Annotated in this window: 21 protein-coding genes; 11 read left to right on the top strand and 10 right to left on the bottom strand. The window is 59.7% G+C overall.

The annotated features are described in order from the left end of the window. Nucleotides 1–20: 20 nt before the first annotated feature. From ACILSR_RS30260 to rsfS, 4 genes are all read right to left on the bottom strand, one after another. Nucleotides 21–1,625 (bottom strand): sulfatase, encoded by a 1,605-nt coding sequence (locus ACILSR_RS30260; protein WP_395753553.1) that lies wholly within the window; start codon nucleotides 1,623–1,625, stop codon nucleotides 21–23. Nucleotides 1,626–1,682: 57 nt separating this feature from the next. Beyond that, the gene (locus ACILSR_RS30255) at nucleotides 1,683–3,194 is read right to left on the bottom strand and encodes a sugar ABC transporter ATP-binding protein (RefSeq protein WP_395753552.1); all 1,512 of its coding nucleotides are present in this window, start codon (nucleotides 3,192–3,194) and stop codon (nucleotides 1,683–1,685) included. Continuing rightward, entirely contained in the window at nucleotides 3,191–4,339 is a 1,149-nt protein-coding gene (locus ACILSR_RS30250) for a sugar ABC transporter substrate-binding protein (RefSeq protein WP_395753551.1), read from the bottom strand. Before ACILSR_RS30250 ends, ACILSR_RS30255 begins: the two co-directional genes overlap by 4 nt. 84 nt (nucleotides 4,340–4,423) lie before the next feature. Continuing rightward, on the bottom strand, nucleotides 4,424–4,897 hold the full coding sequence (gene rsfS / locus ACILSR_RS30245; protein ID WP_395753550.1) for a ribosome silencing factor: 474 nt from the start codon (nucleotides 4,895–4,897) through the stop codon (nucleotides 4,424–4,426). Between the two features lie 120 nt (nucleotides 4,898–5,017). On the opposite strand from rsfS, the gene ACILSR_RS30240 reads away from it, so the two are divergent. Genes ACILSR_RS30240 through ACILSR_RS30230 form a run of 3 tightly spaced genes read left to right on the top strand, consistent with a single transcriptional unit; the run spans nucleotide 5,018 to nucleotide 8,622 of the window. Then, nucleotides 5,018–6,361, top strand: a complete 1,344-nt coding sequence (locus tag ACILSR_RS30240; protein WP_395753549.1) for a hypothetical protein — start codon at nucleotides 5,018–5,020, stop codon at nucleotides 6,359–6,361. Then, nucleotides 6,358–7,923, top strand: a complete 1,566-nt coding sequence (locus ACILSR_RS30235) for a sensor histidine kinase (RefSeq protein ID WP_395753548.1) — start codon at nucleotides 6,358–6,360, stop codon at nucleotides 7,921–7,923. The genes ACILSR_RS30240 and ACILSR_RS30235 overlap by 4 nt, the downstream gene beginning before the upstream one ends. A gap of 18 nt (nucleotides 7,924–7,941) precedes the next feature. Next, nucleotides 7,942–8,622 carry a response regulator transcription factor gene (locus tag ACILSR_RS30230; RefSeq protein WP_395753547.1) on the top strand — a complete coding sequence of 227 codons (681 nt, stop codon included), beginning with the start codon at nucleotides 7,942–7,944 and terminating at the stop codon, nucleotides 8,620–8,622. Here ACILSR_RS30230 and ACILSR_RS30225 read toward each other — a convergent pair. The 3 genes from ACILSR_RS30225 to ACILSR_RS30215 form a co-directional block, all read right to left on the bottom strand. Next, on the bottom strand, nucleotides 8,613–9,878 hold the full coding sequence (locus ACILSR_RS30225; RefSeq protein WP_395753546.1) for an exo-beta-N-acetylmuramidase NamZ domain-containing protein: 1,266 nt from the start codon (nucleotides 9,876–9,878) through the stop codon (nucleotides 8,613–8,615). The two genes, ACILSR_RS30230 and ACILSR_RS30225, sit on opposite strands and share 10 nt — an antisense overlap. 64 nt (nucleotides 9,879–9,942) lie before the next feature. Beyond that, nucleotides 9,943–12,213: a peroxiredoxin family protein gene (locus ACILSR_RS30220; RefSeq protein WP_395753545.1), complete on the bottom strand. Its 2,271-nt coding sequence runs from the start codon at nucleotides 12,211–12,213 to the stop codon at nucleotides 9,943–9,945. A 117-nt stretch (nucleotides 12,214–12,330) separates the two neighbouring features. After that, entirely contained in the window at nucleotides 12,331–13,194 is an 864-nt protein-coding gene (locus ACILSR_RS30215) for a ThuA domain-containing protein (protein WP_395753544.1), read from the bottom strand. Between the two features lie 149 nt (nucleotides 13,195–13,343). Here ACILSR_RS30215 and aroE point away from each other — a divergent pair, with 149 nt between their 5' ends. The 6 genes from aroE to ACILSR_RS30185 all read left to right on the top strand — a co-directional run bounded on the left by aroE (nucleotide 13,344) and on the right by ACILSR_RS30185 (nucleotide 17,578). Beyond that, complete coding sequence (gene aroE / locus ACILSR_RS30210; RefSeq protein WP_395753543.1) at nucleotides 13,344–14,228, top strand: shikimate dehydrogenase; 885 nt, start codon at nucleotides 13,344–13,346, stop codon at nucleotides 14,226–14,228. Nucleotides 14,229–14,245: 17 nt separating this feature from the next. Then, entirely contained in the window at nucleotides 14,246–14,524 is a 279-nt protein-coding gene (locus ACILSR_RS30205) for a hypothetical protein (protein ID WP_395753542.1), read from the top strand. A 588-nt stretch (nucleotides 14,525–15,112) separates the two neighbouring features. Beyond that, entirely contained in the window at nucleotides 15,113–15,853 is a 741-nt protein-coding gene (gene infC / locus ACILSR_RS30200) for a translation initiation factor IF-3 (RefSeq protein WP_395753541.1), read from the top strand. Between the two features lie 97 nt (nucleotides 15,854–15,950). Continuing rightward, the gene (locus tag ACILSR_RS30195) at nucleotides 15,951–16,463 is read left to right on the top strand and encodes a contractile injection system tape measure protein (protein WP_395753540.1); all 513 of its coding nucleotides are present in this window, start codon (nucleotides 15,951–15,953) and stop codon (nucleotides 16,461–16,463) included. Between the two features lie 12 nt (nucleotides 16,464–16,475). Next, on the top strand, nucleotides 16,476–17,297 hold the full coding sequence (locus ACILSR_RS30190; protein ID WP_395753539.1) for an ATP-binding protein: 822 nt from the start codon (nucleotides 16,476–16,478) through the stop codon (nucleotides 17,295–17,297). Nucleotides 17,298–17,398: 101 nt separating this feature from the next. Continuing rightward, nucleotides 17,399–17,578, top strand: coding sequence for a hypothetical protein (locus ACILSR_RS30185; RefSeq protein WP_395753538.1), 180 nt, complete (start codon nucleotides 17,399–17,401; stop codon nucleotides 17,576–17,578). 551 nt (nucleotides 17,579–18,129) lie between these two features. Here ACILSR_RS30185 and rpe read toward each other — a convergent pair. Then, complete coding sequence (gene rpe, locus ACILSR_RS30180; RefSeq protein WP_395753537.1) at nucleotides 18,130–18,804, bottom strand: ribulose-phosphate 3-epimerase; 675 nt, start codon at nucleotides 18,802–18,804, stop codon at nucleotides 18,130–18,132. 70 nt (nucleotides 18,805–18,874) lie between these two features. Here rpe and tadA point away from each other — a divergent pair, with 70 nt between their 5' ends. Further along, entirely contained in the window at nucleotides 18,875–19,435 is a 561-nt protein-coding gene (gene tadA / locus ACILSR_RS30175; protein ID WP_395753536.1) for a tRNA adenosine(34) deaminase TadA, read from the top strand. 385 nt (nucleotides 19,436–19,820) lie between these two features. On the opposite strand, the gene ACILSR_RS30170 is transcribed toward tadA, so the two are convergent. Then, nucleotides 19,821–20,207 carry a hypothetical protein gene (locus ACILSR_RS30170; protein WP_395753535.1) on the bottom strand — a complete coding sequence of 129 codons (387 nt, stop codon included), beginning with the start codon at nucleotides 20,205–20,207 and terminating at the stop codon, nucleotides 19,821–19,823. A 376-nt stretch (nucleotides 20,208–20,583) separates the two neighbouring features. Further along, nucleotides 20,584–21,210 (bottom strand): hypothetical protein, encoded by a 627-nt coding sequence (locus ACILSR_RS30165; RefSeq protein WP_395753534.1) that lies wholly within the window; start codon nucleotides 21,208–21,210, stop codon nucleotides 20,584–20,586. Nucleotides 21,211–21,396: 186 nt separating this feature from the next. Between ACILSR_RS30165 and ACILSR_RS30160 the strand changes: the two genes are divergently transcribed. Then, on the top strand, nucleotides 21,397–24,723 hold the full coding sequence (locus tag ACILSR_RS30160) for a hypothetical protein (protein ID WP_395753533.1): 3,327 nt from the start codon (nucleotides 21,397–21,399) through the stop codon (nucleotides 24,721–24,723). Nucleotides 24,724–24,734 lie beyond the last annotated feature (11 nt).

The raw sequence follows: 24,734 nt of genomic DNA, 5'->3' as shown, positions 1-24,734 counted from the left end.
GGCGTTCAAGTCCCGACCTCCTATTCCGCCTTCTTCTTCCCACCACCCTTGCCCTTTCCTTTGCCCGCTCCCTGGCCCTTTGGCTGCTCCTGCGTCGGCGGGTTCTTCTCTCCATCAAACGCCTTGTTCCCGTGCGTGAAGCGTGGCGGCGGCACCGTCTCCTTCACCTCCGCCTGCAGGCGCACGATTTCGGCCTTCAATTCCTTCACGGTGTCGGCGTACGCAGGATCACTGTAGAAGCTCTTCACCTCCAGCGGATCCTTCTCACGGTCCATCAGCTCCCAGTCATCCACATCCGGCGTGTAGTAGTGGATGAGCTTGTAGCGGTCCGTGATCACCCCGTAGTGCGGGCGCACATGGTGCGGCACGGGGTACTCATAGTAGTGATAGTACAAGGACTTGCGCCAGTCCGCCGGGGTCTCGCCTTTAAAAATCGGCACCAGGCTGCGGCCATGTACATCCGGCAGATTCGGGCACTGGGCGATGTCCAGGAAGGTGCTGGCAAAATCGATCAGGCTCACAATCTTGCTGCTCGTGCTGCCGGGCTTGATCACTCCAGGCCAGCGAACGAGGAATGGCGTGCGCAGGGATTCCTCAAAGATCCAGCGTTTGTCAAACCAGCCATGTTCGCCAAGGTAGAAGCCCTGGTCGCTGCTCAGCATCACCACCGTATTTTCCGTGAGCCCTTCCTTGTCCAGGTAGTCCAGCACACGGCCCACGTTGTCATCCACCGCCTTCACGCAGGCGAGGTAGTCGTGCATGTAGCGCTGGTAGCGCCATTTCACCAGATCGCGGCCTGCGGGGGCTGCTTCGCGGTATTTTGCGTTGCGGGGCTCGTAGTAGGCATTCCAGGCTTTCTTCTGCTCTTCGTTCAAATTGCCCGGGACCACCAGCTTTGTGTCGCGATCCGTCATCGTGCGGTCAATGCCCATGTCGTGGTCGCTCACGGCCTTGCTGCGGCCGGAGTAGCTGTCAAAGAGCGTTTCAGGCTCTTCGTACACGCGGTCTTTGTCAAAGCCCAGGTAGCGCACCGGCGGCTCCCACTCGCGGTGCGGAGCTTTGTGCTGGCACATCATCATGAAAGGCTTTGTTTTGTCGCGCTGCTTCAGCCAGTCGAGCGTGATATCGCCGATGATGTCGGTCACATAGCCCTCGTGCTTCACGTTCTTGCCGTTGTCGATCATTGGCGGATTGTAGTAAGCGCCTTGGCCGGGAAGTACATGCCAGTAGTCATAGCCCACAGGATCGGTCATGAGATGCCATTTTCCGATCATGGCCATCTGGTAGCCATGCTCATGCATCACCTTTGGGAAGGTGGGCTGGCTGCTGTCAAACTTGCTGTTGCTGTTGTTGTAGAATCCGTTGGCATGCGAGTACTTGCCCGTCTGGATCACCGCACGGCTCGGGCCACAGATGGAGTTCGTCACCAGACAGCGGTCAAAACGCATCCCTTCCTTGGCCAGGCGGTCCATGTTCGGCGTGTCCAGCAGCTTGCGGTGGTCTCCATAGCAGCTGATGGCCTGATAGGCCAGGTCATCGCAGAAGATGAAGACGATGTTGGGCGGCTGCTGCGCAGCGCTGGCTGCGGACGCCAGCAGGAGTGTGGCAAGAAGGGAACGGATCATGGTGGTTGGAAAAGACTGGATGTCGAACGTGGAAAAGAGGGCTGCTTTTCAAAAGAATCATCCCGCATGGCCCATGGCCGCGGCCATCAACTTCTCCTGCGTGGCCTCATTGCGTATAAAGGATCCCCCAATACGTCCCTCATTGAGCATTAAGATTCGGTCGCTCATGCCGATGAGTTCTGGCAGCTCGCTCGAAACCAGGATCACTGCTTTGCCCGCCGCTGTGAGCTGATTGATGATCTCGTAGATCTCCAGCTTCGCGCCCACATCGATGCCGCGCGTTGGCTCATCCAGCAAGATGACCGAAGGCTCGGTGAGCAGCGCCTTGCCCAGCACGACCTTCTGCTGGTTGCCGCCGGAGAGCTTGCCCACCACGGCCTCCAGCCCGGTGGCCTTCACACGCAGGGAGTCAAAGATGCTCTGATTGCGTCGGATCTCCGCATTGCGCTGAATGAATCCTCCGCGGGTGATGCTGGCCAGTGACGAGAGCGAGAGATTGAAACCGATCTCTTGTTCCAAATGCAGGCCATAGCGCCGACGGTCCTCGGAGGCCAGCACGAGCCCGCGTTGTATGATCGTCTCCGGCGTGAGTCCTTTGAGCGGCATTCCCCTCAGCTCCATTCTGCCCGAAACACCGCGCCCCCAGGCACCGAACAGATGCATGAGCAATTCCGTGCGCCCCGCACCCATCAGGCCGCCAATGCCCAGAACTTCACCAGCACGCAGTTCAAAGCTGATGTCATGCAGCCGTGCCGCGCCCGACTCGCCATCCGCCACGGTCAGGGAATCGACCCGCAGAATGACTTCGCCTGGGTGTGTGGAGCGGCGCGGAAAAAGATCGCCAATCTCACGCCCTACCATCTGGCGGATGACTTCCGCCTTGTTGGTTTCAGCGGCCTTCGTGGTGCAAACCGTTGTGCCGTCTCGCAGCACCGTGATGCGGTCTGAAACGCCAAAGACTTCATCCAGCTTGTGCGAAATATAAATGCTCGCGATGCCCCGGCTGCGCAGATCACGCAGAATCTCCAGCAGGATCAGCACCTCATGCTCCGCCAGCGCCGCCGTCGGTTCATCGAGAATGAGGATCTTCGAATCTTTCGCCAGCGCTTTGATGATTTCCACCAGCTGCTTCTGTCCTACCCCCAGCGTGCGCACTGGTGCAGCGGGGTCCAGGTTTACCTTGAAGCGGTTCAGCAAAGCTTGCGCTTCACGATACATGCGCGGCCAGTCTATGAACACTCCCCAGCGCCGCGGCTCACGCCCCAGGAAAATGTTCTCCGCCACTGTCATCTCCTCCACCAGAGCCAGCTCCTGATAGATCACCGCGATACCCGCCTTTTCCGCGTCTTTGATCGTGGAAAAGGTGGCTTCCACGCCATTCACTTCAAACCGCCCTTCGTAGCTGCCATGGGGATGAATGCCGGAGAGCAGCTTGATCAGCGTGCTTTTTCCCGCTCCGTTCTCGCCGCATAGCGCGTGGATTTCACCTTTATGAAGATCAAAGGACACATCCTTCAGTGCTGTCACACCGGGGAATCGTTTGGTAATGTTTTGTGCTCGAAGGATCATGGCTGGTTGGATTGGAAGACCTCTGCCTCTTTACGGAAACCATCTTTCACAACAGTCTCTCTCAAGTTTTCCTTGGTCACCGACACAATGTCCAGGAGCACGGATGGCACTTCGATCTGCCCGTTTGAAATCGCATCCCGCGCCACCAGCGGTTTCCTTTGAGCGAGCTTTATCGCCAGCTCCGCCGCCTTGGTGGCGATGCTATGGATGGGTTTGTAAACGGTCATCGCCTGGGTTCCTTGGGCGATGCGCTGGCAGGCAGCGAGGTCGGCATCCTGTCCGGTGACGATAACCTTCCCTGCCAGTCCTTCCTCCGTCAGCGCCTGAATCGCACCGCCCGCAGTGCCATCGTTGCTCGCCAGAATCGCGTCAAAGTTCGGGCCGTTTTTGGTGATGGCCGCATTGGTGATCTTCTTGGCGCTTTCCGGTTTCCAATCCTCTGCCCAGTCCTCAAAAAGGACCTCCACTTTGCCTGCGGCGATCAGCGGCTGCAGGATGTTGTCCTGCCCCTGCTTGAACAGTTTCGCGTTGTTGTCGGTCTTCGCTCCGTAGATGCGGACCAGCCTCAGCTTGCCGCCTGCGGGAATGCGATCCGCGAGAAATTTGGCCTGCAACTCTCCAACCTTCACATTGTCAAAAGTCAGATACAGATCCAGATCACATCCCGTGATCAGCCGGTCATAGGAAAGCACGGGAATCCCGGCCTGATGCGCGAGATTCACCGCCTTGGCCATCGCCGCGCCATCGTGGGGAATGATCACCAGCGCATCCACCTTCTGCGTGATCAGGCTTTCCACGTTTTGCAGCTGAATGACGTCGTTGCTGTTCGCGGACTGCACTTTCACCTCCGCGCCAGCAGCCTGCACCTTGGCGGTGAAAAGATCCCGATCCACCTGCCAGCGTTCCTCCTTGAGCGTGTCCATCGAGAGGCCAATGACGAGTCGGCGCTCCTGCGTCGGCTGCGCCGTAACGGACACTGGTTCATTTTTCGCCTGCCCAGACTGCTGCTTCAGGAAGTCCGTTGCATGGGACAAAGCCGTCTTCATGCGTGCTTCCGCCTCGTTAGCCCCCCCACGGGCAATCACAAGGCCGGTGACCACGCTCAGGGCGCAGGAGACAATAACAAGCAGGATGCGGGCTGGCATGACCGCTGTTTTAGCGAATACAGCCCCGTAGTGCAAGCGTCCCGCTTGCTTCCGAAATCTTAGACCGCAGCTGAGACCGTCGCCCTACTTCTTCTTCGCCGCCTTTTTCGCGGGTGCTTTCTTAGCGGCCGTCTTTTTCACAGCCGCTTTCTTGGCTGTCACCTTCTTCACCGCCTTGGGCTTCGCCTCTTCCGGTGGCGGGGCAGGGGCGTCAACAGTCAGCGCAAGCTCCGGCGCATCACCCCACAGTTCCTCCAGCGCGTAAAACTCGCGCTTCTCTGGCGTGAGGATGTGGACCATCACGCTTCCATAGACGAGGATGATCCACTGGCTCTCGAAATTGCCGTCCTTCACCGTGGGGGGCATCTTGTGCTCTTCCTTCATCCGCTCCACGATTTCATCCCGCACGGCACGCAGCTGCGGCGTGGACATAGCCGTGACGAGCACGAAGTAGTCGGAGATGGGCGAGAGTCCGCGCAGGTCCAGAATGCGGATGTTCTCCGCTTTTTTGTCATCGGCGTAAAGGGCGCAGGCGCGGGCGATTTCGAGGTCTTCCATGGTTGTTTGGTAACGGGCAGGCAGTCATAAGCACGGATTTCGGTCTTTTGACAGAACTTTTACACTCCCATCATGCAGCGTTGACGCAAGCTCCTGCCGATGCGCCACTCTCCCGGCACCATGAAACCACACCTCTGCCTGCTTCTTCTCGCCGCCTCCGCCAGCGCCAGCCTGCTAACCGCGCAGGACAAGCCCAAGGACCCCTTCGTCAAAGACAAGCAGACCGCCGCCGCACCTGCTGTGTCGGAGGACACGCCCCGGAACATCCAGTGCCTGCTCGAAACCTTCACGCTGCCCCAGGCCGACTACGCAGCCCTGCTCGACGCCCCCGGCGGCCGTGACAAGCTCTACTCGCAGGTGCTGGAGGCGGTGAAAGCCGGCAGCGCCAGGCTCGACGGATGCCATTGGGTCACCAATAAAAGCGGCATGCGCACCGTCCTCGAAAGCGTGGACGAACTGATCCATCCCAGCGAGTGGACTCCCGCTGATCTCAAAGGATTCCAATATCCGACGGCCTTGGAAATGCGACAGTTGGGAGATCGTTTCGAATACGAGACCGTTTTAAACAGCGAAAACGGCACTCTCGATGTCACCTATGATTTCTCACGGGATCAGCTCCTTGGGCTGCGCGTGGTCAAGGCAGACACAACCCTTATGGGCGTACCGGTGGCGAACTTCTTCACGCGCAAGCGCACCTCCTCCAGCCGCTTCATCCCCGGCTCCCCAACACTCCTCGCCACGCTCAGCCATCCGGAGCCAGGCAGCACGACACTGCTGTTTGCCACCGCCCATGTCGTCCCCCTCCCGGCCCCCAAAGCGCCCGCCGCAGTGACAGAGGGCAATGTGCTCCTCACCGCCCGCGTCATCTCGCTCGATCGCGCCAAAGGCTGGGAGCTTCTCAAACAGCACGGCACGGCAAACGCCGCCCTTCTGGCCGACTTGAAACCCCTGCTTGCATCCAAAAGCGCCGCCCTCGAGCATATTGCTACAATCAATGTGAAGCCCGCCGTGCGTGCCGTCCACGAATCGGGTGTCCTCTACACCTATGGTACCCAGTTCTCTCCACCGATCGAGGCCGTGCCCGCGCAACCTGCCAAGGATCCCAAAGACCAGGGGCAACCAGCCATGCCTGCGAGCCTTGCGGGCACCACGGCCTTTGAAAATCGTTCCCTTGGTTTTCGTCTGGAAGTGGAGGCCGTGATCGGAGCCGACGGCGCGACTGCCGATCTCACCCTCGCCCCTGAGTTCGTCACCATGACTGGCAATCTGAAGGGTGAGAATTGGAACGAGCACTACCCGGACATTCCTGTGTTTTCCTGCCAGAAAGTCACCACATCCTACTCCCAGCTCGTCGGCACCACCCATTTGATCAGCACCCTCAACCCGCCGGGAGACACCGGCGCACTCGGTCACAAAGACACAGGGCGCATGTGGCTGCTCTTTTTGGATGTGAATCTGGAATGAAGACGGACGCCAAAGAACGCTCACCAGTTTCGAGCGCGGGCATGGTGCTTGGCATGATGCTCGCGCTCGCCGTCTGCATCGCTGCGGGCGGCTTGCTGGTTTCCCGGCGCGAAACGGAGCTGCGGCGAGAGCGCGACCGCCAGCCGCAGCACGCGCTGGCTTCCGCATTGCAGGCCGAGTCACGCAAGCTGGAGGATCTTTATCAGGCGCACCTTCAAACCACCGGCGAACTGCTCACCCACGCCTGGAGCGACCTCGAAACCGCGAGACGACGCGCGCAAAACATCGAGGGCATTCAGCACATCGCATGGCTGTTTTGGAAAAGCGCCAGTCCTGAAACGCAGCTGAGTCTCCTCCCAGTGGCGAATCCACCACTGCCCGAGCCAACGCTCGAAAAAGAGCCGCGCGGCATCCCCCGCCCGCGCGTGCTGTTGGATCCCAAACGGTTGTTTCGCGATGCCGGCGGCAGGACTTCCGGCTGGATCGATGAGCCTGGGAAACCGCTGATGTTTTATGTCCAGACGCTCGGAACTGCAGTGGTCATGTTGGTCGACCGGGATGCCGTCAGTTCGGCGATGGCGGGCCACTTCCAAACTTGGCTGGAAGAAGGCTTTCGCTCCATGGAAAAACTGGGCGGCCCGGATGCCGTGCAGGACGCTCAGGGGAAAATCCTGCGTTCGATTGGCGATCTACCTTCGCGGCAGCCCGATTTGCTGGGGCCGGTCATTTCACGCTTTGGTGGCTGGCAGGTGGTCTCGTGGGATGAGCGTGAGATGCAAACCACCTATCACCTGCCCACTCTGGCCGGCTCGCTCGCTCTGGCAGTGCTCGTCGCAGGCTGCGGCATCTGGATGAGCGCCCAGCAGCGCCGCGCCGCTCACCTGGCAGCACAGCGGGTTTCGTTTGTGAACCGCGTCTCCCACGAGCTGCGCACCCCTATGACCAACATCATCCTCAATCTGGATGTGATTGAAGACTCCGTGCCGGACGCCACCACCGGCCGTTTTGCCATCGTGCGTGAAGAAGCCGGGCGTCTCAGCCGCCTCATCGAAAACGTGCTCACGTTTTCCCGGCAGGAGGAAGGGCGCATGAAGCTCAACAACGCCCCATGCATTCCTGCTGCCGTTGTGGACGGCATCGCGCGGCAGTTTGAGGCCGCGCTTCAGCGTCGTGACATCCCGCTGATTCGCACCCACGAAGGCGAAAGGCTCGAATCCTTGATGGATGCTGACGCCCTCGCGCAGATCATTGCAAATCTGCTCTCGAACGTGGAGAAATACGCCCCACATGCACCAGCCACCCTTCACACCCGGCAGACCGCTGACGAATTCATCCTTACCGTGACAGATGGAGGCCCAGGCATTTCTGCCAGCGAAACTGAGCGTGTTTTTGAACCCTTTTATCGCACCGATGATCGCGTAAAAGCCGGTGTCAGCGGCGCTGGCCTCGGGCTTGCTATTGCGCGAGATCTGGCTGCGCGCATGGGGGGCACGTTAAAGCTCATTCCGGGTGAGAAAGGTGCGTGCTTTGAGCTCCATCTTGACCTTTTGACCACCTCCTGACTTCTTCACCTCTGCTCCATGACCATCCTGCTCGCCGAAGACGATCCCGTCACCCTCGAAAGCCTCGCCGCCTGCCTGCAGCCCGAAGGTTTTCGCACGCTGCTGGCGCACGATGGCGAAGAAGCGCTGACCCTTTGGCAAAAGCACAAACCCGACCTCCTCTGCCTCGACATCATGATGCCCGGTATCGACGGCTACGAAGTCTGCCGCCGTGTGCGTGCAGCAGACTCGTCGGTGCCCATCCTCTTTCTCTCCGCCAAGAGCGAGGAGATCGACGTCGTTGTCGGTCTCCGTCTCGGTGCCGATGATTTTGTCCGCAAGCCCTTCGGCAAGCACGAACTAATCGCGCGGATCGGTTCGGCCCTGCGCCGCACGCAGACGGTGCAGTCTCCTGCCTCCGCCAGCTTTCAGCTCGGCCCGCTGCGCGTCTTTCCCGCCGAACTCCGTGCTCAGCGCGAAGCCGACAGCATGGACCTGACTCCGCGCGAAGTGTCCATCCTCAAGCTCTTCCACGAGCGTGCCGGCCAGGTGCTCAGCCGCGACACCTTGCTCGATGTCTGCTGGGGTCTCGATTACATGCCGGAAAGCCGCACACTGGACCAGCACATCGCCAAACTGCGCAGGAAGATCGAGCGCGAGAGCGAGGAAATCATCGAGACCGTGCGCGGCGTCGGCTACCGCTGGCGTGGTCAGGGATAGAGAAGAAACCGCTGCCGCTGGGAGCGGAAGCTCTGGTTGTATCCCTGCCAGCGGGAAACAATGCTCATCGCCGGAACGCCACGGCGCAGGTCATGGTAGAGCGACTCGCTGCCATACACCTTGTTAAACAAGTTCAGCTTTGAGCCGCTCATGCGCCCGATCACTTTGCCTCCAGTCTGGCGGTTGATTTCTCCAAGCAGCAGCACATCCAGCGCCGTGATGTCCGCTGTCGCACGCGGGGAAATGTTGAGCCGCACGCCGCCGAACCCGTTCTTCGAATAAGGCGAAAAGCTGACACCCGGTGTGTTCAACCGCTGGCAATACGCGTACAGTGCCTGCGGGTTCACACCGCTGCCTCCCGCATAGCCAAACGGATTTTCGGTGCCGATGCCGATGTCCACCGACGTGGCTCCGCCCAGAATGCCCGTGGCCACGTAATAAAACGGCGAAGTGGCGTGCGGTATGTTTGGGGACGTCTGATACCAATGCAGTCCTGTGTCCTGCCATGTCATGCCACGGGTCCAGCCCTGCATCTTCACTACATCCAGCCGCGGCACCCGAGCCATCCAGCCACGTCCGGCCGCCATCATGGCCAGCTCTCCCGCAGTCATGCCATGCACATACGGCACTGGAATCTGACCCACAAACGACTTCCACTTGGCCTCCAGCGGGGGGCCTTCCACCCGCCACCCGCCGATGGGGTTCGGCCGGTCCAGCACCACAAACTGTTTTCCGCATTCCGCCGCAGCTTCCATCGCCACGATCATTGTGCTGATATACGTGTAGCTGCGGCAGCCGATGTCCTGCAGATCAAATACAAGGACATCGATCGGAGCCAGCATTGCCGGTGTCGGTTTTCGAGTGGGTCCATACAGCGAGTAAACCGTCAGTCCCGTCACATTGTCCCGCCTCGTGCTCACATGCAGCCCGGCCCCGATGGTCCCGTCGATCCCATGCTCCGGCGCATACAGCGCCACCAAATTCGGTCCCAGTGCCCGCTGCATGACCGTCCGCGTCCGTTCCCCACGTCCCGTCATGCTGGTTTGATTGGTGATCAGCCCCACCCTCTTCCCCCGGATCAGATCAAATCCCCTCGATGCCAGCACATCAATTCCCAGCATAAACGGCCCTGCCTGCGGCTGCTGATAGCCTTGTTGCGGTTGCTGATAAGCCTGCGGCGCAGGCATCTCACACGAAGCTAGGAGCAGCGTGCAGCAGGCGGCTGCAACACGAAGAAAAACACGTTGGAAATCCATGCGCTGTCTTAACGGCTAATGCCGCAGGCGGCAACGCCGTGGTGCTGAAAATCAAACCAAAGGCTTACTCCCCCGCGTGTGCCGGAGAGGCCTTGGGGGCATCGAGTTGCAGCAGGCGCTTTGATTCCTCCAAAGCAAACTTCGCGTCCTTGAAGGGATCAAAGCTGATGTCCTGCCAGCGCTGCTTGCCGTTCGTGTCGATGAGAATGGTGGCGTGGAGGTTTTCGTTTTCGAAGTCGTCATGCGCACGCACCTTTTTGAAGGAGGCCAGGCTGGCGTCGCTGAGGATGGGGAAGGGGAGCGGCTGCTCGGGTTTAAGCCCCAGTTTGGGGCGGATGCCAGCTGCGTCTTCCGGCTTTTCCAAGGTGATGGCCACCAGCTGGATGCCCGCCTTGTCAAAGTCGGCCACAGCTTTCGAGAAGGCCTGCATCTGCTCGACACAGTGACCGCAGTCATGGCCAAGGTAGAAGATGAAAAGAGTGGGCTTCTTCGCGGTAAAGTCAGTGCTCTTGACGGGTTTGCCTTCCAGGGTCAGAGCCTCAAAGGTCGGCGCCTCCGGTGCGCTCCAATGAACGGGGCCCAGGGAGGCAATGTCCGGGCGTACACCGCTATCGGTGCGCTTGGGTGCGGCGGCACGCCATTCACCCTGAATGTTCCAGGACTTGGCCAGCGCATCCAGACGCTTGGCGATGGGCAGATCTCGATCCATGGCAAAGGCCAGCTTGCGGGTTTCCTCAAAGGCCTTTTTTGCGTCTTCAGTTTTGCCACATTCCAGCAGCACTTCGGTTTTGGTGGCCAGGCCGACGAGGTCTGCCGTGAAGTTCTTGGTGAGTTCTGCCGCCTGCGTTTTGTCGTCAAACTTCAACCAGTAACGGGCCAGCCTTTCCTTCGGTACATCGTTGTCTTTGAGGTCGGAGAGCAGCTTGCGGGTATCTTCACGACGGGCCGAAGCGTCGCTCAGGGCTGCGAGAGCTTTGAGCTCGGCGATGGCGTTTGATTTAGCCTTCACTTCCGGCTTGGCGGGTTTCTTGGCTGGAGGGGTGCCAGCGGTTGTGGGCGTAGATTTTTTGGTTTCTGCTTTCTTGGGTTCGGGGAGAGGCTGGGTTTTGCTGTTGTCGGTGGCGGGAGCCTTGGTGTCGATCTTGACGGCTTCGAGGTCCTTGAGGGCGGTGGCGAGGGCTGGGGTGTCTTTGAGGTGGTAGGAGGCGATGCCGAGGGCGCGGAGGCGGGTGATGTCGTGGGTGGTCTGGCCGGCGGGGGGGCGGGTGAAGTCTTTGACTTCCTTCCAGTGCTCCCATTTCAGGAGGGTTTCGATGAGGCGGGTGCGGCCGTAACTGGCTGAGGTTGAGGGCTTTTCGAGGGTGTTGTAGCCGGGGTGGCGGGGGATGGCGATGAGGCTGCGGGCAAGGGCGGCGGCGTCTTTGGCGCGGCCGAGATCGTTGAAAGTGCGGGTCAGCCACTCCTCATTATGTGCATAGTTGTGTATCTGATCCGGCAAAATGTAGGTGCGGATCATGTAGGCGTGATCGACCCGGGTGCTGGCCTCCTGCTGCCAGGCGGCGTCGTCCGGGCGCTTCAATTTGGAGAAGGTGTGGCCGGGCATGTGCCACATGTGGGCGATGCCGGGGGCGGACTGGCCGCAGAGGGCGCCGGATTTGAGGGCGAGGATGGGCTTGCTCTGGTCCCAAAGGTGAATGCGGTAGTGGTGGGAGGGGTGGTTGGGGGAGGCTGCGAAAATCTGGTCGATCAAGGCATCGAGGGCCTGAAGGCTGGAGATGGGGGCTTCTTCGCGGGAAAACCAGACACGCCAGACGAGGAAGGCCTTGGCTTCGATGTCTTTGGGGTCGTCCTGAACGAGGGTTTCGAAGTCCTTGATGCAGTCGAGGCTCTTCTGCTTTTTGTCGCGCTTGTCGTCGTCGCGGTAGAGATTTTCGAGGGTGGAGATCCACTTCTGTTCGCGAGGTGTGGCCTTGGATTTGAGGGGGGCGGCTTTTTTGATGAAGGCCCTGGCGCGACGTTCGTTGTTCACGTTGGCCATTGACATGCCCCAGTAGGCCATGGCGCAGTCGGGATCGATAGCGGCCACCTGGCGGAAGGAGCGCTCGGCTTCGTAATACCAAAAGCCATGGAGCTGGCCGACGCCCTGGGTGAAGAACTTCTGCGCGTCGGGATTCTTGGAACTGATGGGGAAATGGACGTCCCCACATCCTGGCATGAGGACGGCGGCCTGGCGGGGGCCTTCATTGAAGGCCTCCCCGTTGGCGGAGTGGCCGGGGTCTCCGTAGGCAGGGAAAATCGAGATTGCCGTGAGAAGGATGAATGGGATGTGACGCATGTGGAGATGGCTAGAACGCTGATCGGAGCGGAAAACTGAGAGTTGTACGGCAGAAAAAAGCAAAATGCCCGGAGGTGCTACCGCCGGGCATTTGCAAAATTTGGGCAGGACAGGCTCTTATTTGCCGTAGCCGGGGAGGGCTTTGCCGTTTTCGTCAATGTGGTTGGTGGTCCAGAGGATGGCACGGGTTACAAGGTCGAGGTAGCGGGTATCGGCGACGGTGGCGGTGTTGTGGCCGATGGTGGTAGAGAAGATCTTGGTCTTGTTCGGGCCGTATTCATTGGTCCAGGCCACAACGCTGGTGGCTTCGGTGGCTTTGGCGTCCGGCGGCAGGGTTTCGCCTTTCTTGGCTTTGGGTGGCACAACCTGGTGGCCGCTGGCAAGCGCCTTGCCGGTAAGGATCTGGATGTTGTTGTAGAGCTCTTCGTTGATGGTGGTCCAGTTTTCGAGGCCCTTGGTGATGGGGTGGGTGGTGTCGGTGAAGGAGATGTCGATGGGCTGCTGCGGGCCGTGGCCGGTGGACTGGAGGCCGAGCATTTCATACCAGCCTGCATTGTCCGCGCCAGCCTTCACGGGTTCGCGGAAATTGCCCCAGCGGTAGCTGTGCATGGCGCAGTGAAGGTTGATGGCGGGCTTGCCGGCCTTGTGCGCATCGAGGATGGCCTTTACATAGGCGGGGTCCGTCACGTCAGCGCTGCATTCGTCGTGGACGATGACATCGAAGTCCTTGGCCCAGTCCTTGGCCTGGTAGATCTCAAAGGTGGCCTTGGTGGACTTGTCGGGATTGTAGGCGACATCGACAATGGCGTTGAGGCGGGCCTCGATGCCTTCTTTGAGGATGATGTGCTGCTTGTCATACTCATGGCAGCAGCCGCCGGCGACGATGAGGACGCGCAGGGGCTTCACAGTGGATTCCGCGGCCTGGGCGAGAAAGAGGGCAGTGCCTACGGTGAGAGTGAGCAGGGGAAAGAGGAGTCGCATGGGGTGGTGGTTGGTTGGGGGAAACGGGAGTGCTGATTGCAGCGCGGATGGAACGGGATGTCGAGCGGGAAAATTGCGGGCTGCTTTGACAGGCGGTGGTTCCGAGCCATGTCTGCGGTGTGGGAGATTTTTTATCATTTGAAGAATTGATGAACTGGGACGCGGTGGCGGAGCGCTTCACACCGCCTGCGCGGCTGGCGGTGATCGGCGATCCCATCGGGCATTCGCGCAGTCCGCAGATGCACAATCCGGCGCTCAAGGCTTGCGGAAAGGACGCCCAGTACATCCGCGTGCAGGTGCCGGTAGGACGGGTGGCAGAGGCATTCCGGCAGTTTGCCGCCTGCGGCTTTCTAGGCGTGAACATCACCATTCCGCACAAATTTGAAGCGCTGGATGCGGTGGATGTGCTGGATCCGCTGGCACGACAGCTTGGAGCCGTGAACACGCTGGCGATCCGTGAGGGGCGGCTGCATGGCTACAACAGCGACGGGCCGGGATTTCTACGCAGCGTGCGGGAAGCTTTCGGAGCAGAGATTCAAGATTTGCGGGCACTAATCCTCGGCGCGGGAGGCGGCGCCGGACGGGCGGTGGCGGTGCAAAGCGCCCTGAGCGGCTGCCCACAGCTGACGCTGGTGAACCGGTCACCGGCGAAGGCGGATGCCGTGGCGGCGGAGATTCGCGCCCTCGGGGTCTGCCCTGATGTGAGGGTCAGGACCTGGGATGACGGCGCCCTGCGAGAGACGCTGGCGGAGGCTGATTTGATTGTGAATGCCACCTCCCTGGGCATGAAAGCGGACGACGCCAGACTGCTTCCGGCCGACGCGCTGGCTGCAAAGCATCTGGTCTTCGACATGGTCTATCGCGCCGGTGGGGAGACCACTCTTGTGGCAGACGCCAAGGCGGCAGGGGCGAAGACGGTGGACGGGCTGACGCTGCTGCTGCACCAGGGGGCGATTTCCTTCGAGCACTGGTTTGGCCCGCCTGCTCCGCTGGAGGTGATGCGTGAGGGCTTGCAGAACGCAGTGAAGGGGTGAGACTACCTTCTTCCCCGATGACTTCGAACCGACACTTCGTCCTCAGCTTTTTCGGTCCCATGCTCACAGCGGGACTGTTTTGCGGACTTATTGTGCTGGCGTGGAACTTTTTGGAAAAGCACCACATCCCGCCGCTGGTGACCATGCTGGTGGGAGGGCTGGTGGTGGGAATGGCGACACGCTGGTTTGTGCGAAACTGCGTGGCCGTGACCTGCCCTTTCTGCCGCGGGCAGAGTTACGAGATTCCAAACCGGGCGAACCGGTTCATGTGCCGGGTCTGTGGCAAAGATCATTAGGAAATGTTGCAAGAAAATAAATCGGCTTGCTGAAAGTCGTGAAAGTCGTTACCTATGGCGAGCGTTTGAGTCCATAGGCTCTGCCAGCGGCTTTCACAGAAAGCGCTCTTTTTGATTTTTTTCTCAGCATGATTTTATTTTTGACGCGCCCACACACCCCGCATGAACGGGAGAAGGCGAGCGCGTGCATGCTGGAAGTGAGTCCGCGCTGATCATGATGTTTTTTTCAGCGCGCTTTTCCCAAACCCTTTTCCAGGTGCCTGCCACACGGCGGCCTGGAGTTCTGAACACACCCGGAGGTATCCCATAAGCAATCCATTCCAGCAGTTGAGCGGCGGCAATTTTGCGCCACGTCCCCAGCAAAACCAAGGCACAGGCGGCCCACCGAGGCCGGCAGGTCCCTCAGGCCCCGCGAACCCAGCACCGCGTCCAGCCGGACCTGCATTGGGAGCTCCGCGTCCGAGCGGCCCTGCTCCGCGCCCCGCAGGTGGCTATCAGGGCTCGGGTGGTGGATTCCGTCCGGGCGGCGGTGGCAATCGCCCCGGAGGCCGGGATCGTCCGAACGGACGTTTTGTGGACCAGACTCGCGTGAATGAGCGCATCCGTGCGCCGAAGGTGCGTGTGGTTGAGGAAGACGGGCATCATCAGCTTGGCATCATCGCCACGTCGCAGGCCATTCGTATCGCCAAGGAGCGAGGGCTCGATCTGGTGGAAGTGGCGCCGAATGCGGACCCGCCCGTGTGCAAAATCGTCAACTACGGGAAGTACAAGTACATCCAGGAGAAGCACAAGAAGGAGGCCCACAAGCACCAGAAGGGCGGCAAGGTGAAGGAAATGAAATTCCGCATCGGCATCGACCCGCATGACTACCTGATCAAGATCACGCATGCCGAAGACTTCCTGGCGGAAGGGCACAAGGTGCGCATCCAGCTGCAGTTCCGCGGCCGTCAGATGGCGCATCAGGAGCTGGGGCACCAGCTGGCGAAGAAGATCAAGGAAGACCTCCTTACCATGGGCCATGTGGACCAGGATCCGCGGATGGCGGGCCGCAACATCAACATGCAGCTGAGTCCGCTGCCGGAGCGCCAGCGCCACCGCAAGTTCAAGACGCACCTGAAGGGCGTCACGGAGCACAAGGACATCCTGCATGCTGAAGGGCATGACCCACGCGAGGACAAGCACGACGAGCATGACGACCACCACGATGACGACCATCATGGAGAGAATCATGGCGACGCTGCCGCCGCGCCTGTGGCCCAGGCAGCAGTTCCGGCTCCGGCACAGGCTCCGAAGGCCGCCAAGCCCGCGCCGACGCCGCCGCTGGAGTAGCGCAGAATCCAGTCAGATTACGAAGGGCAGGGGGTGAATCTCCTGCCCTTTTTTTTTGCAATGATTCACGATGATGGGGTAACCTAGGCCGTAGCAGATGATGATGGGAGACTCATACGACGTTGAGAATGCAGGGCTGGTGATCCTCTCGCCCTACTTTGCCCGGCTGCATGAAAAACACGGGTTGCTCGAAAACGGGCGCTTTCGCGATCAAACGGCGGCTGCGTGTGGGGTACATCTGATCCATGCTTTGCTGACCGAGGAGACTGCGGTGCCCGAGCAGTCGCTGGTGCTGAACAAAGTGCTCTGCGGACTTACGCCCGACACTCCGGTGGCACGTGAGAACGGTTTGGGTGAGCAGGATCGTACGCACACGCAGATGCTGCTGCGCAGTGCCATTCAGAACTGGCCGACCGCGGGCAATCTCTCTCCTGACGGCTTTCGCGGCTCCTTCCTCTGGCGGCGTGGCAAACTCACCCGAGGGAAGGAGCGCTGGACGATCTCGATTGAGCATCGTGGCTTTGATGTGCTCATGTCCACGATTCCGTGGAGCTTTGGCGTGATAAAGCCACTGTGGATGCCTGATCCGCTTTATGTTGACTGGGTCTGAAACTCGATCTCGATGAAAACCAAAAGCACTCTTAAGCCGGACCTCAGCGCCCACTTTCCGGCCAAGCGCATCACTTCGTGTTTGACCTGGGATGATCTCATCCTGGCGCCGGATGTGATGATGCAGGTACAGGAGGTCAACTTATGGATGAGGCATGGCCGCGCGCTGCTGGGCGAGTGGAACTTAGGCCAGCGGACTTCGCCAGGGTACAAAGCATTCTTTCACGGCCCACCCGGGACCGGCAAGACAATGACAGCTTGCCTGCTGGGGCAATCTCAGGGAATGGACGTGTACCGCGTGGATCTTCCGCAGGTGATTTCCAAGTACCTAGACGAGACCGCGAAAAATCTGGCCGACGTTTTTAATCAGGCCGCGGACAAGAACTGGATCCTCTATTTTGACAAAGCCGATGCTCTGTTTGGCCGTCGTACGCATACCGAACAGGCGAATGAGCGCTACGCGAACCTGGAAACGTCCTTCCTTCTGCAACGGATCGAGGCCTACCCCGGCGTGGTGATTCTCGCGGCCCATTCCTCAGCAAATATCGACTCCGTCTTTTTGCGCCGCCTCCAAAGCTGCATTCACTTTGCACCGCCAGACCGCACCCTGCGCCGTCGGTTGTGGGAACGAGCCTTCACCCCGCCCCTCGAACTGGAGCCTGCTGTGCAACTCGAGTATCTGGCGCGTGAGTATGAAGTAACCGGCGGCCAAATTGTGAACGCGGTGCGCTACAGCGTGCTCAAAGCCATCGAACGTGGGCCACGTGTGATCCGCCTTGAAGACGTCTGCTTCGGTCTGAAGCTCGAACTGGAGAAGGATGGACGTGCGGGTTGATGCATGGGGTGAAAATCATCGGGCAGATGCGTTTTGCGACGCATGAGTTTTCTTGAGGAGGGGGGGGCACTCATCCGTTTCTAGACATATTCTGCCTACCCGTGCAGCCAGAAAAACTCCCGATTACTCATGTGCCGAGGCACACCGGTCTGTCCGACGAACTCAAGGCCGGCGTTGAGGCGCTATCGGGTCTTTCGCTCGATGGCGTGAAAGTGCACTACAACTCCGCCAAATCTGAGGAACTCAACGCCGAAGCTTATTTCTACTTTGGTAAGTCCTAATATGGGCCTGATCAGACCTGATTCTTCCAGAATGTTTGACCACGGATAACACGGATTGACACGGATGCCTGAGGCTGAGGGTGGAAATCTCCTGATGACTTTTATGAACGTCCTGAAGAGTTACCAAAGTAGAATTATGCGCAGGAAAGCGACATTCTCCTTGCTCCGGGTCAGAAAGAGCACCTGCCGCATGAGACCTGGCATGGAGTGCAGCAGGCGCAGGGCGGTTTGAAGGCCTGGGAGCAGGTGAAAGGCAGTCAGCGTGCCGGTGAATGATAATGCAGAGCTGGAGTAGCGAGGGCGATGGAGCCGTTTACGGTGGCTGAACGATTGTTGACGGCGGTTGACACTTGTTTGGCCTTGATGCCCGCGAATGCTGGGACGTGATGAGTGCACTCCTGGACGCAGGAAACGTTCGTGGTCGTTTTTGTGCGGCGGGTTTTTTCTGCGCAGAGAGTGGATCTTGGAGCATGACTTGATCTGGGGTGCTCGGATTGCAGGCAAGAGTGCCCACATCACTGTCCTGAGTGCGGGCAGGATTGCCCGCATTACTAGGCCACGGAGGCGGCGAGGTCGGACATGGCCTGCTTCATGTCTGGCGGGCCGAAGGAGGAGGTGCCGCAGACGAAGAGGTTGGCGCCGTGCTGTTTGGCGATGGGGGCGGTGGTGGTGTAGATGCCGCCGTCCACTTCGAGGTGGAAACTCAGGCCGTGGGCATCGCGGTAATCACGTGCGGCGGCGAGCTTGGGCATGGTTTCCTTTTCCATGAAGGGCTGGCCGCCGAAGCCGGGGACGACGGTCATGATGAGGAGGAGGTCGATGTCCTTCAAGTAGGGCAGGGCGGCCTCAAAGGGGGTGCTGGGGTGAAGGGCGAGGCCGCAGTGCAGGCCGGCGGCGCGGATGCGCTTGAGGGTTTCTGCGACGCTGGTGTCGTAGGTGGCCTCGACGTGGATGGTGATGTTCTGGGCACCGGCTTTGATGAAGCGCTCGAGGTAGTGGTCCGGGCGGTGAATCATGAGATGCACGTCGAGGTACATGTCGGTGCATTTGCGCACGGTCTGGACCATCTGAGGGCCGAAGGAGATGTTGTCCACGAAGCTGCCGTCCATGACATCGAGGTGCAGCCACTGGGCGCCGGCGGCGGAGGCGCGTTTGACTTCGGCGGCGATCTTCGACCAGTCCGAGGCCAGCAAAGAGGGGAGGATGATGTTGGTCGTGTGATTCATGGGCTTCCTATCCCGTTTCAAGTTTCAAGTTTCAAGTTTCAAGTTTGAGCGTCTGCGGCTACAAGGCGTTGTGAGCGAGCCGACCCTGATCATCAATCCTTTCGACGACGAACATTATATGCGCGAGGCGCTGCGGCAGGCGCGCAAGGCGGCGAAGCAGGATGAAGTGCCGATTGGGGCCATCATCGTGCATCAGGGCAGCATCATCGGCCGTGCGTGGAACCAGGTGGAGACGCTGAAGGATGCGACGGCGCATGCTGAGATGCTGGCGCTGACGCAGGCGGAGAGCGCTCTGGGGGACTGGCGGCTGACGGACTGCGATTTGTACGTGACCAAGGAACCGTGTCCGATGTGCGCGGGGGCGATCATGCACTGCAGGGTGAGGCGTGTGATCTTTGGCTGTCCGGATGTGAAGGGTGGGGCGGCGGGCGGGTTTTGGAATCTGCTGCAGGCTCCGAATTTGAACCATCGGACGGAGATTACGCCGGGGGTCCTGAATGATGATTGTGTGCGAATTTTGAAGGAGTTCTTCGCCGAGGCGCGCCGCCGCCGTGCGGAGGGGCTGGAGCATAAGAAGGGTGCGGCGAAAGAGGCGGGCGACAAGGGCGGACTGGTGTTTGACGGGCCGTGAGTGGTCGGGCGTGGGCGGAGTTTTTGGGGCAAAAAGATTTTGCCGGAGTCTGATTTGGATTTTTTGAGTTTTGTTTGCCGCGCTTCAAGCGGAGGCTTTTCGCTTCGAAGGCCCTGAGGAGAAGGTAGAAAGATTAGGGGTAGAAAAATTTCTCCAAACTTCTGAGCCTCGGGATGCACTGAATTTACGCAGCAAGAGATTAGCAGACTGCAGAGATCTTGTACTCCAGACGGCTTGATGGTGGGGGCGGAGGGTGAGCGGGGAAGCTGTGCGGAAGGCGGCGCTGTTTTTTCGCAAAGGAATGAAGGAGCCAAGGAATGGCCGGAGATTTGAACCGCAGTTACTGGGGAGGCAATGGTTTGGTTGTGGGGCGAGGGGCTTCAAATTACGGCTCTTCCGGCTCCGTGAGGACCTGCTCGCAGATGCGGTCGCGGAGGTAGTTGAGGAGCTGGCGCGGGGTTTGATTGCGCAGCTGGCTCTCCACGCGCCCCCAGTTGAGGAGGGACCAGAGCTGGAGGAGGGGCATGCCTTCGGAGCTGAGGGTGAGGGTGTTGCCACAGCGGCAGTTGGCGAGGGTGACGGTGCCGATGGGACGTAGGGGCTGCCAGCGGCCGAGTTCGGCGTCGTAGGGGATGGCATCGCCTTCGTGTTCGGTGTTTTGAAGGTACTCACGGAAGGTCTTGAACTCGCGCTGGCACAAAGGGCAGGACAAAGGAAAAAGTCCTTCCAGATGCCTGCGCATGGCGGTTACGACCTGAGCTTCGGTCATCATCGGATGCTCGATGGCTTGAATAATGAAAGATGTCGTGGCACTGGCGGTATTGAACGTTTTAGGGCGCAAGCCGTTCAATTCATAATCAGCTTTTTTTTGATGGGGCGTGAGGACGGGGAGAGGGATGGCCCGTGGTGAGGTGGGGCCACGGATAGCCAGGCGTGGATGGGATGGCTTACGAGGAGGGGGGGAGGTCCGAATGAAACGAGGCCTCTGCTGAATGACTGCCTCGTTCAAAAGGGGGCAAAATTGCCAACGCGAATCGCCACGAGGGGCCGCGAGTTTTTTAGAATGATGGAGGGCGGAGGTTGATTTGCGGTTCGATTTGAAGCTGCAAATCAAGAGGGTTTGCTGACTTAATTGAAGCCGAGCTTTCCTAGGGCTCCTCTCCTGCGAAGGAGGCGACGACTCGTGGCTCGCTGCCGGCTTTGAGGGCGAAGACCTCGCAGCTGGCGGCGTAGGGATCGCTGGTGTAGCGCTCGGCGAGGTCGTCGGCGAATTCCTGGAGGAGTTCGGCGTTGGCGGGGAAGACGTAGAGGGCGTGGCGGTCCGGAGCTGCCACCCAGATTTCCTGACCAAACAACTCGGCAAAGATTTTGGGCAGGGAAGGGGCGACGAGCAGGGTGGCGTAGAGGGAGGACTCGCCGCGATAAACGGCGTAGGCGACCCTGCCGTCCTCACCTTTGATGAGTTCGGGCTTGATCTGGAGGAGGCGTTTGTCCGCGGCAGTTTTGGCTCTTGCGGCGAAGGATTCCACGCTGAGTCCAAGCCTGGCGAAACTTTCTGGCGAATGGACCTCCACGCCGGTGAGGGAGGTGGTGGACTCGCGAAAGCAGGTCAAAACGGTCTTCTGGGAATTGGGCAGGATGATGGAATAGGCGCCGCGCATGGCCTTTGGCTCGGGCATGAGGAGGAGGGACTCGAGCTTGCGCTCTGGTGTGACGGGCTGCTGCGCAGGCAGGGGAAGTGCCGCGAGAAGCAGGAGGCAGAAAAGCATGCGCATGGTGGAGTGTGGCGTGGACCAGGGGAGAAGCAAACGTCCCGCAAAGCGGCCATTCGGAAAAAGGCCGACAATTTCCGTGGGGGCGGCGGCGTGGACGCTCTAATAACCTTGCCAGAGAGCTGGGGTATGAGCAAAATTTGAGAAATGCTGCGTTTTTCAAATCGTGCGGGCTTTTCTTCCTTGCGAATGCTTGGGCGCATTTTTCTGTACTTGCTTGTGGGGCTGCTGCTGACGGCAGTGGCGGGGGCCGTAACGCCGACTCTCACAACCACGGCGGCCACGGGAGTGACGGATAGTGATGCCTCTCTCAACGGCACCATCGACCCGATGGGAGACATCTTCGAAGTACGGGCGGAGTATGGGCTGACGGCGAACTATGGCTACGTCACTCAAGGTTCGTCCAACTTCTGGGGCAATGGTGTGCAGAGCTGTGCTTTCCATCCCTCGGGCCTGGCCACGAACACCACCTACCACTACCGCATTGTGGCCAAGACCCTGGACGGAACGAGCACCTATGTGGGGAATGACATGACCTTCACCACCCTGGCGAATCCGCCGGTGCTGGGCGCGGTGAATGCAGGGGTGTCGAGTCTCGCAGCAACGGAGGTGAATTTTTCCCTGAGCTCGCTGTTGTCTGGCAGTTCCCGCACCACGGTTTCCTATGAATATGGGCTGACGGCTAGCTACGGTTCCGTGGTGGAAAGTCCGACGCAGGTGGACAAGGACCTGATCGCCTACACGACCTGTTTTGCGAAAGCGACGGGACTGACACCGGGTACGACGTATCATTTTAGAGCGAAGGCGGTGAATGCGCAGGGGACGGTTTACAGCGCGGACGGTACATTCACCACGCCATTGGGGCCGGTGCTGGTGACGGGGGCGGCCACGGGGGTGACTGACCTCGCAGCCACGCTCAACGGCACTGTGATGACAGACGGGCAGCTCTTGAATGTGATCTTTGAGTACGGACTGAGCACCGACTATGGGCTGGTGATCAGTGCTGCAAACGGGGTGAGCAACACCAGCGCCACTCCGCTGAGCGTCCAGCCGCCGGCGCTCCTGCCTGCGACGACCTATCATTACAGGCTCAAGGCATCTTACTACTATGACAGCAACCTTGTTTTCTATGGTCAGGATCAAACCTTCACCACGGGCGCCGCTGCGACCCCTCCGACCGCGGGAACGGTGAGCGCTCCGAATGTGGGCGCCACTTCTGCCCGGGTGAGCTGCTGGCCCGTGTTTTCTGGAAGTTCTTCCACCACTGCCGTGTTCCAGTACGGCCCGACCACGACCTATGGCAGCACAAGCACCGCCATCGCGGAAATCCCAGCCAACGTGCCAGACGCCGCTCCATATGTGGATCTGAGCGGTTTAACCCCGGGAACCACCTACCATGTGCGCTGTGTGGTGACCAATGGGCAGGGGTCGCATGCCTCGGCAGACAGCACTTTCACCACAGTGATGCTGCCTTCCGTGACCACGGGAGCGGCCACAAGTGTGGGCGATTTGTCTGCGATCCTGAACGGCGGGGTGAATCCCAACGGTCCGAGCACCACGGCGGCGGTGAGTTTTGAATTTGGCACGACGACGGACTATGGCACGACCTTGAATGGAGCGCCTGGCAGCATCCTCGGTACGGGAACTTTCACGGCCAGTGCCACTGGGCTGATGCCGGCCACGACTTACCATTACCGCGCCAAGGTTCGTTACTCCTTCATTTTTGATCAGGACTACTATGGCCCCGATGTGAGCTTTACCACGGCGGCGGCGCAGACCCCTCCCAGTGTGGGCGCAGTCTCATCCAACAATGTCGGTGCTTCCACGGCAAGGGTTCAGGCCAGTTCCGTTTTTGCGGGCAGTTCGGAAGCCACCGTCTTTTGGGAATACCAGGTTTCCGCCGGGGGGCCGGTCCTGACCGCGACTGGGACACCTGCCACGATCACTCTTGGAACTCCAAGCGCCGCTTTAGCCTTGCTGACGGGGTTGCAACCCGCAACGACCTATACCTATCGCTGCGGAGCCACCAACGGGCAGGGAACTTCCTACAGTGCCTCCGCGACCTTCACCACGCTGGATGGACCCACGGTCACCACAGCACCAGCAACCAGCGTGGCTGACGTCACGGCGGTACTCAATGGCTCGGCCAATGCCAATGGAGGGGGCAATTATGCCGTGTACTTTGAGATAGGTCCCACTACCTCTTATGGCAGGAGAGTCACTCCCATAGGTAACTATCTCACGGGATCAGGTCCGATCCCATTCAGCACGCCGGCCAATCATTTGCTGCCTAACACCACGTACCATTTTCGCATGCTGACCATCTATCTCAGTCCGCAGACTGGATCGCTGGACAACCTTCAAATCTTCTATGGGGCGGATCAGACCTTCACCACAGGTGCACCAGCCACACCCCCAACGGCCACGACCATGAGCGCGACCAACCTTGCGCCAACGGCGGTGACGCTGAATGCCAGCTTTGAAACCGGCAGTTCGCCTGCCTCGCTGGTATTTGAATATGGCACCACGAATGCCTACGGGAGTCAGTTCGCGGTTTCGGGAACTTTTGACACGAGCACCTCGGCCTTTTTTGCCCACCCACTGGAGGGCCTGACAGCGAATACTGAGTACCACTACCGCATCATCGTGACCAACGGTGAAGGGACCAGCACCGGGCAGGATGTGAGTGTGACGACGCTGGACCAGCCCACGGTCACCACCACTGCCGCCACCGCCATCAGGGCCACCACAGCCCTGCTCAACGGCACCTGCAACATGCAGGGTGGCAACTACACGGTCGCATTCGATTATGGGCAAACGACCGCGTATGGACAGACGGCGACATCGGGAGGCATTATTTTAGGTGGCGGGGTGATTCTTGGCGGCGGACTGGTATTGGGTGGAAATGATCCGAATGGTCAGAATATCATTATCATTGGAGGTGGAAATACCACTCAGACGCGATCTGGCATGGTGGCTTCCTTGCTGCCGCTGACGGAATATCACTATCGAATCAAGCTCACGGACAACTATGGTAATAGTTACTACGGAACTGATGCGAGCTTCAGCACGATCGCGCCTGTTCAGGCTTGGCGGCAGGCGGTGTTCAACACCATCGACGACGCTGGCAACGCGGCAGATTTGGCCGCGCCCGCTGGGGACGGGGTTCCTAATCTGCTGAAGTATGCGCTCAACCTGGATCCCGCCAAACCAGAAATCCTACCGCAGCCCCAGTTGAAAAATTATTCCGGGGCGCACCATCTCAGTCTCACCTTCCAGCGGGATCCCACCAAGACGGACATCACCTACGAAGTTCAGGCTTCGGACAGTCCTGTGGGACCCTGGACCACGCTGGCTACCAGCGCAGGTGGGGCCACCACCAGCGGGCCGGGTTTTGTGGACGAACAAGCGACGGGCACTTTCATTATCACGCCGCTGGTGAACGTGGAGGTGAAAGACGTAGTGAGCCTGCAGGAGGCACCTCGGCGATTCATGCGACTGCGTGTAACGCGGTAAAAAGCAGGCGT

The sequence above is a fragment of the Prosthecobacter sp. genome, assembly GCF_044222565.1.
Lineage (GTDB): Bacteria > Verrucomicrobiota > Verrucomicrobiia > Verrucomicrobiales > Verrucomicrobiaceae > Prosthecobacter.
Note: the sequence above shows the minus strand (reverse complement) of the source record. Positions and strands in the feature narration are given on the sequence as shown.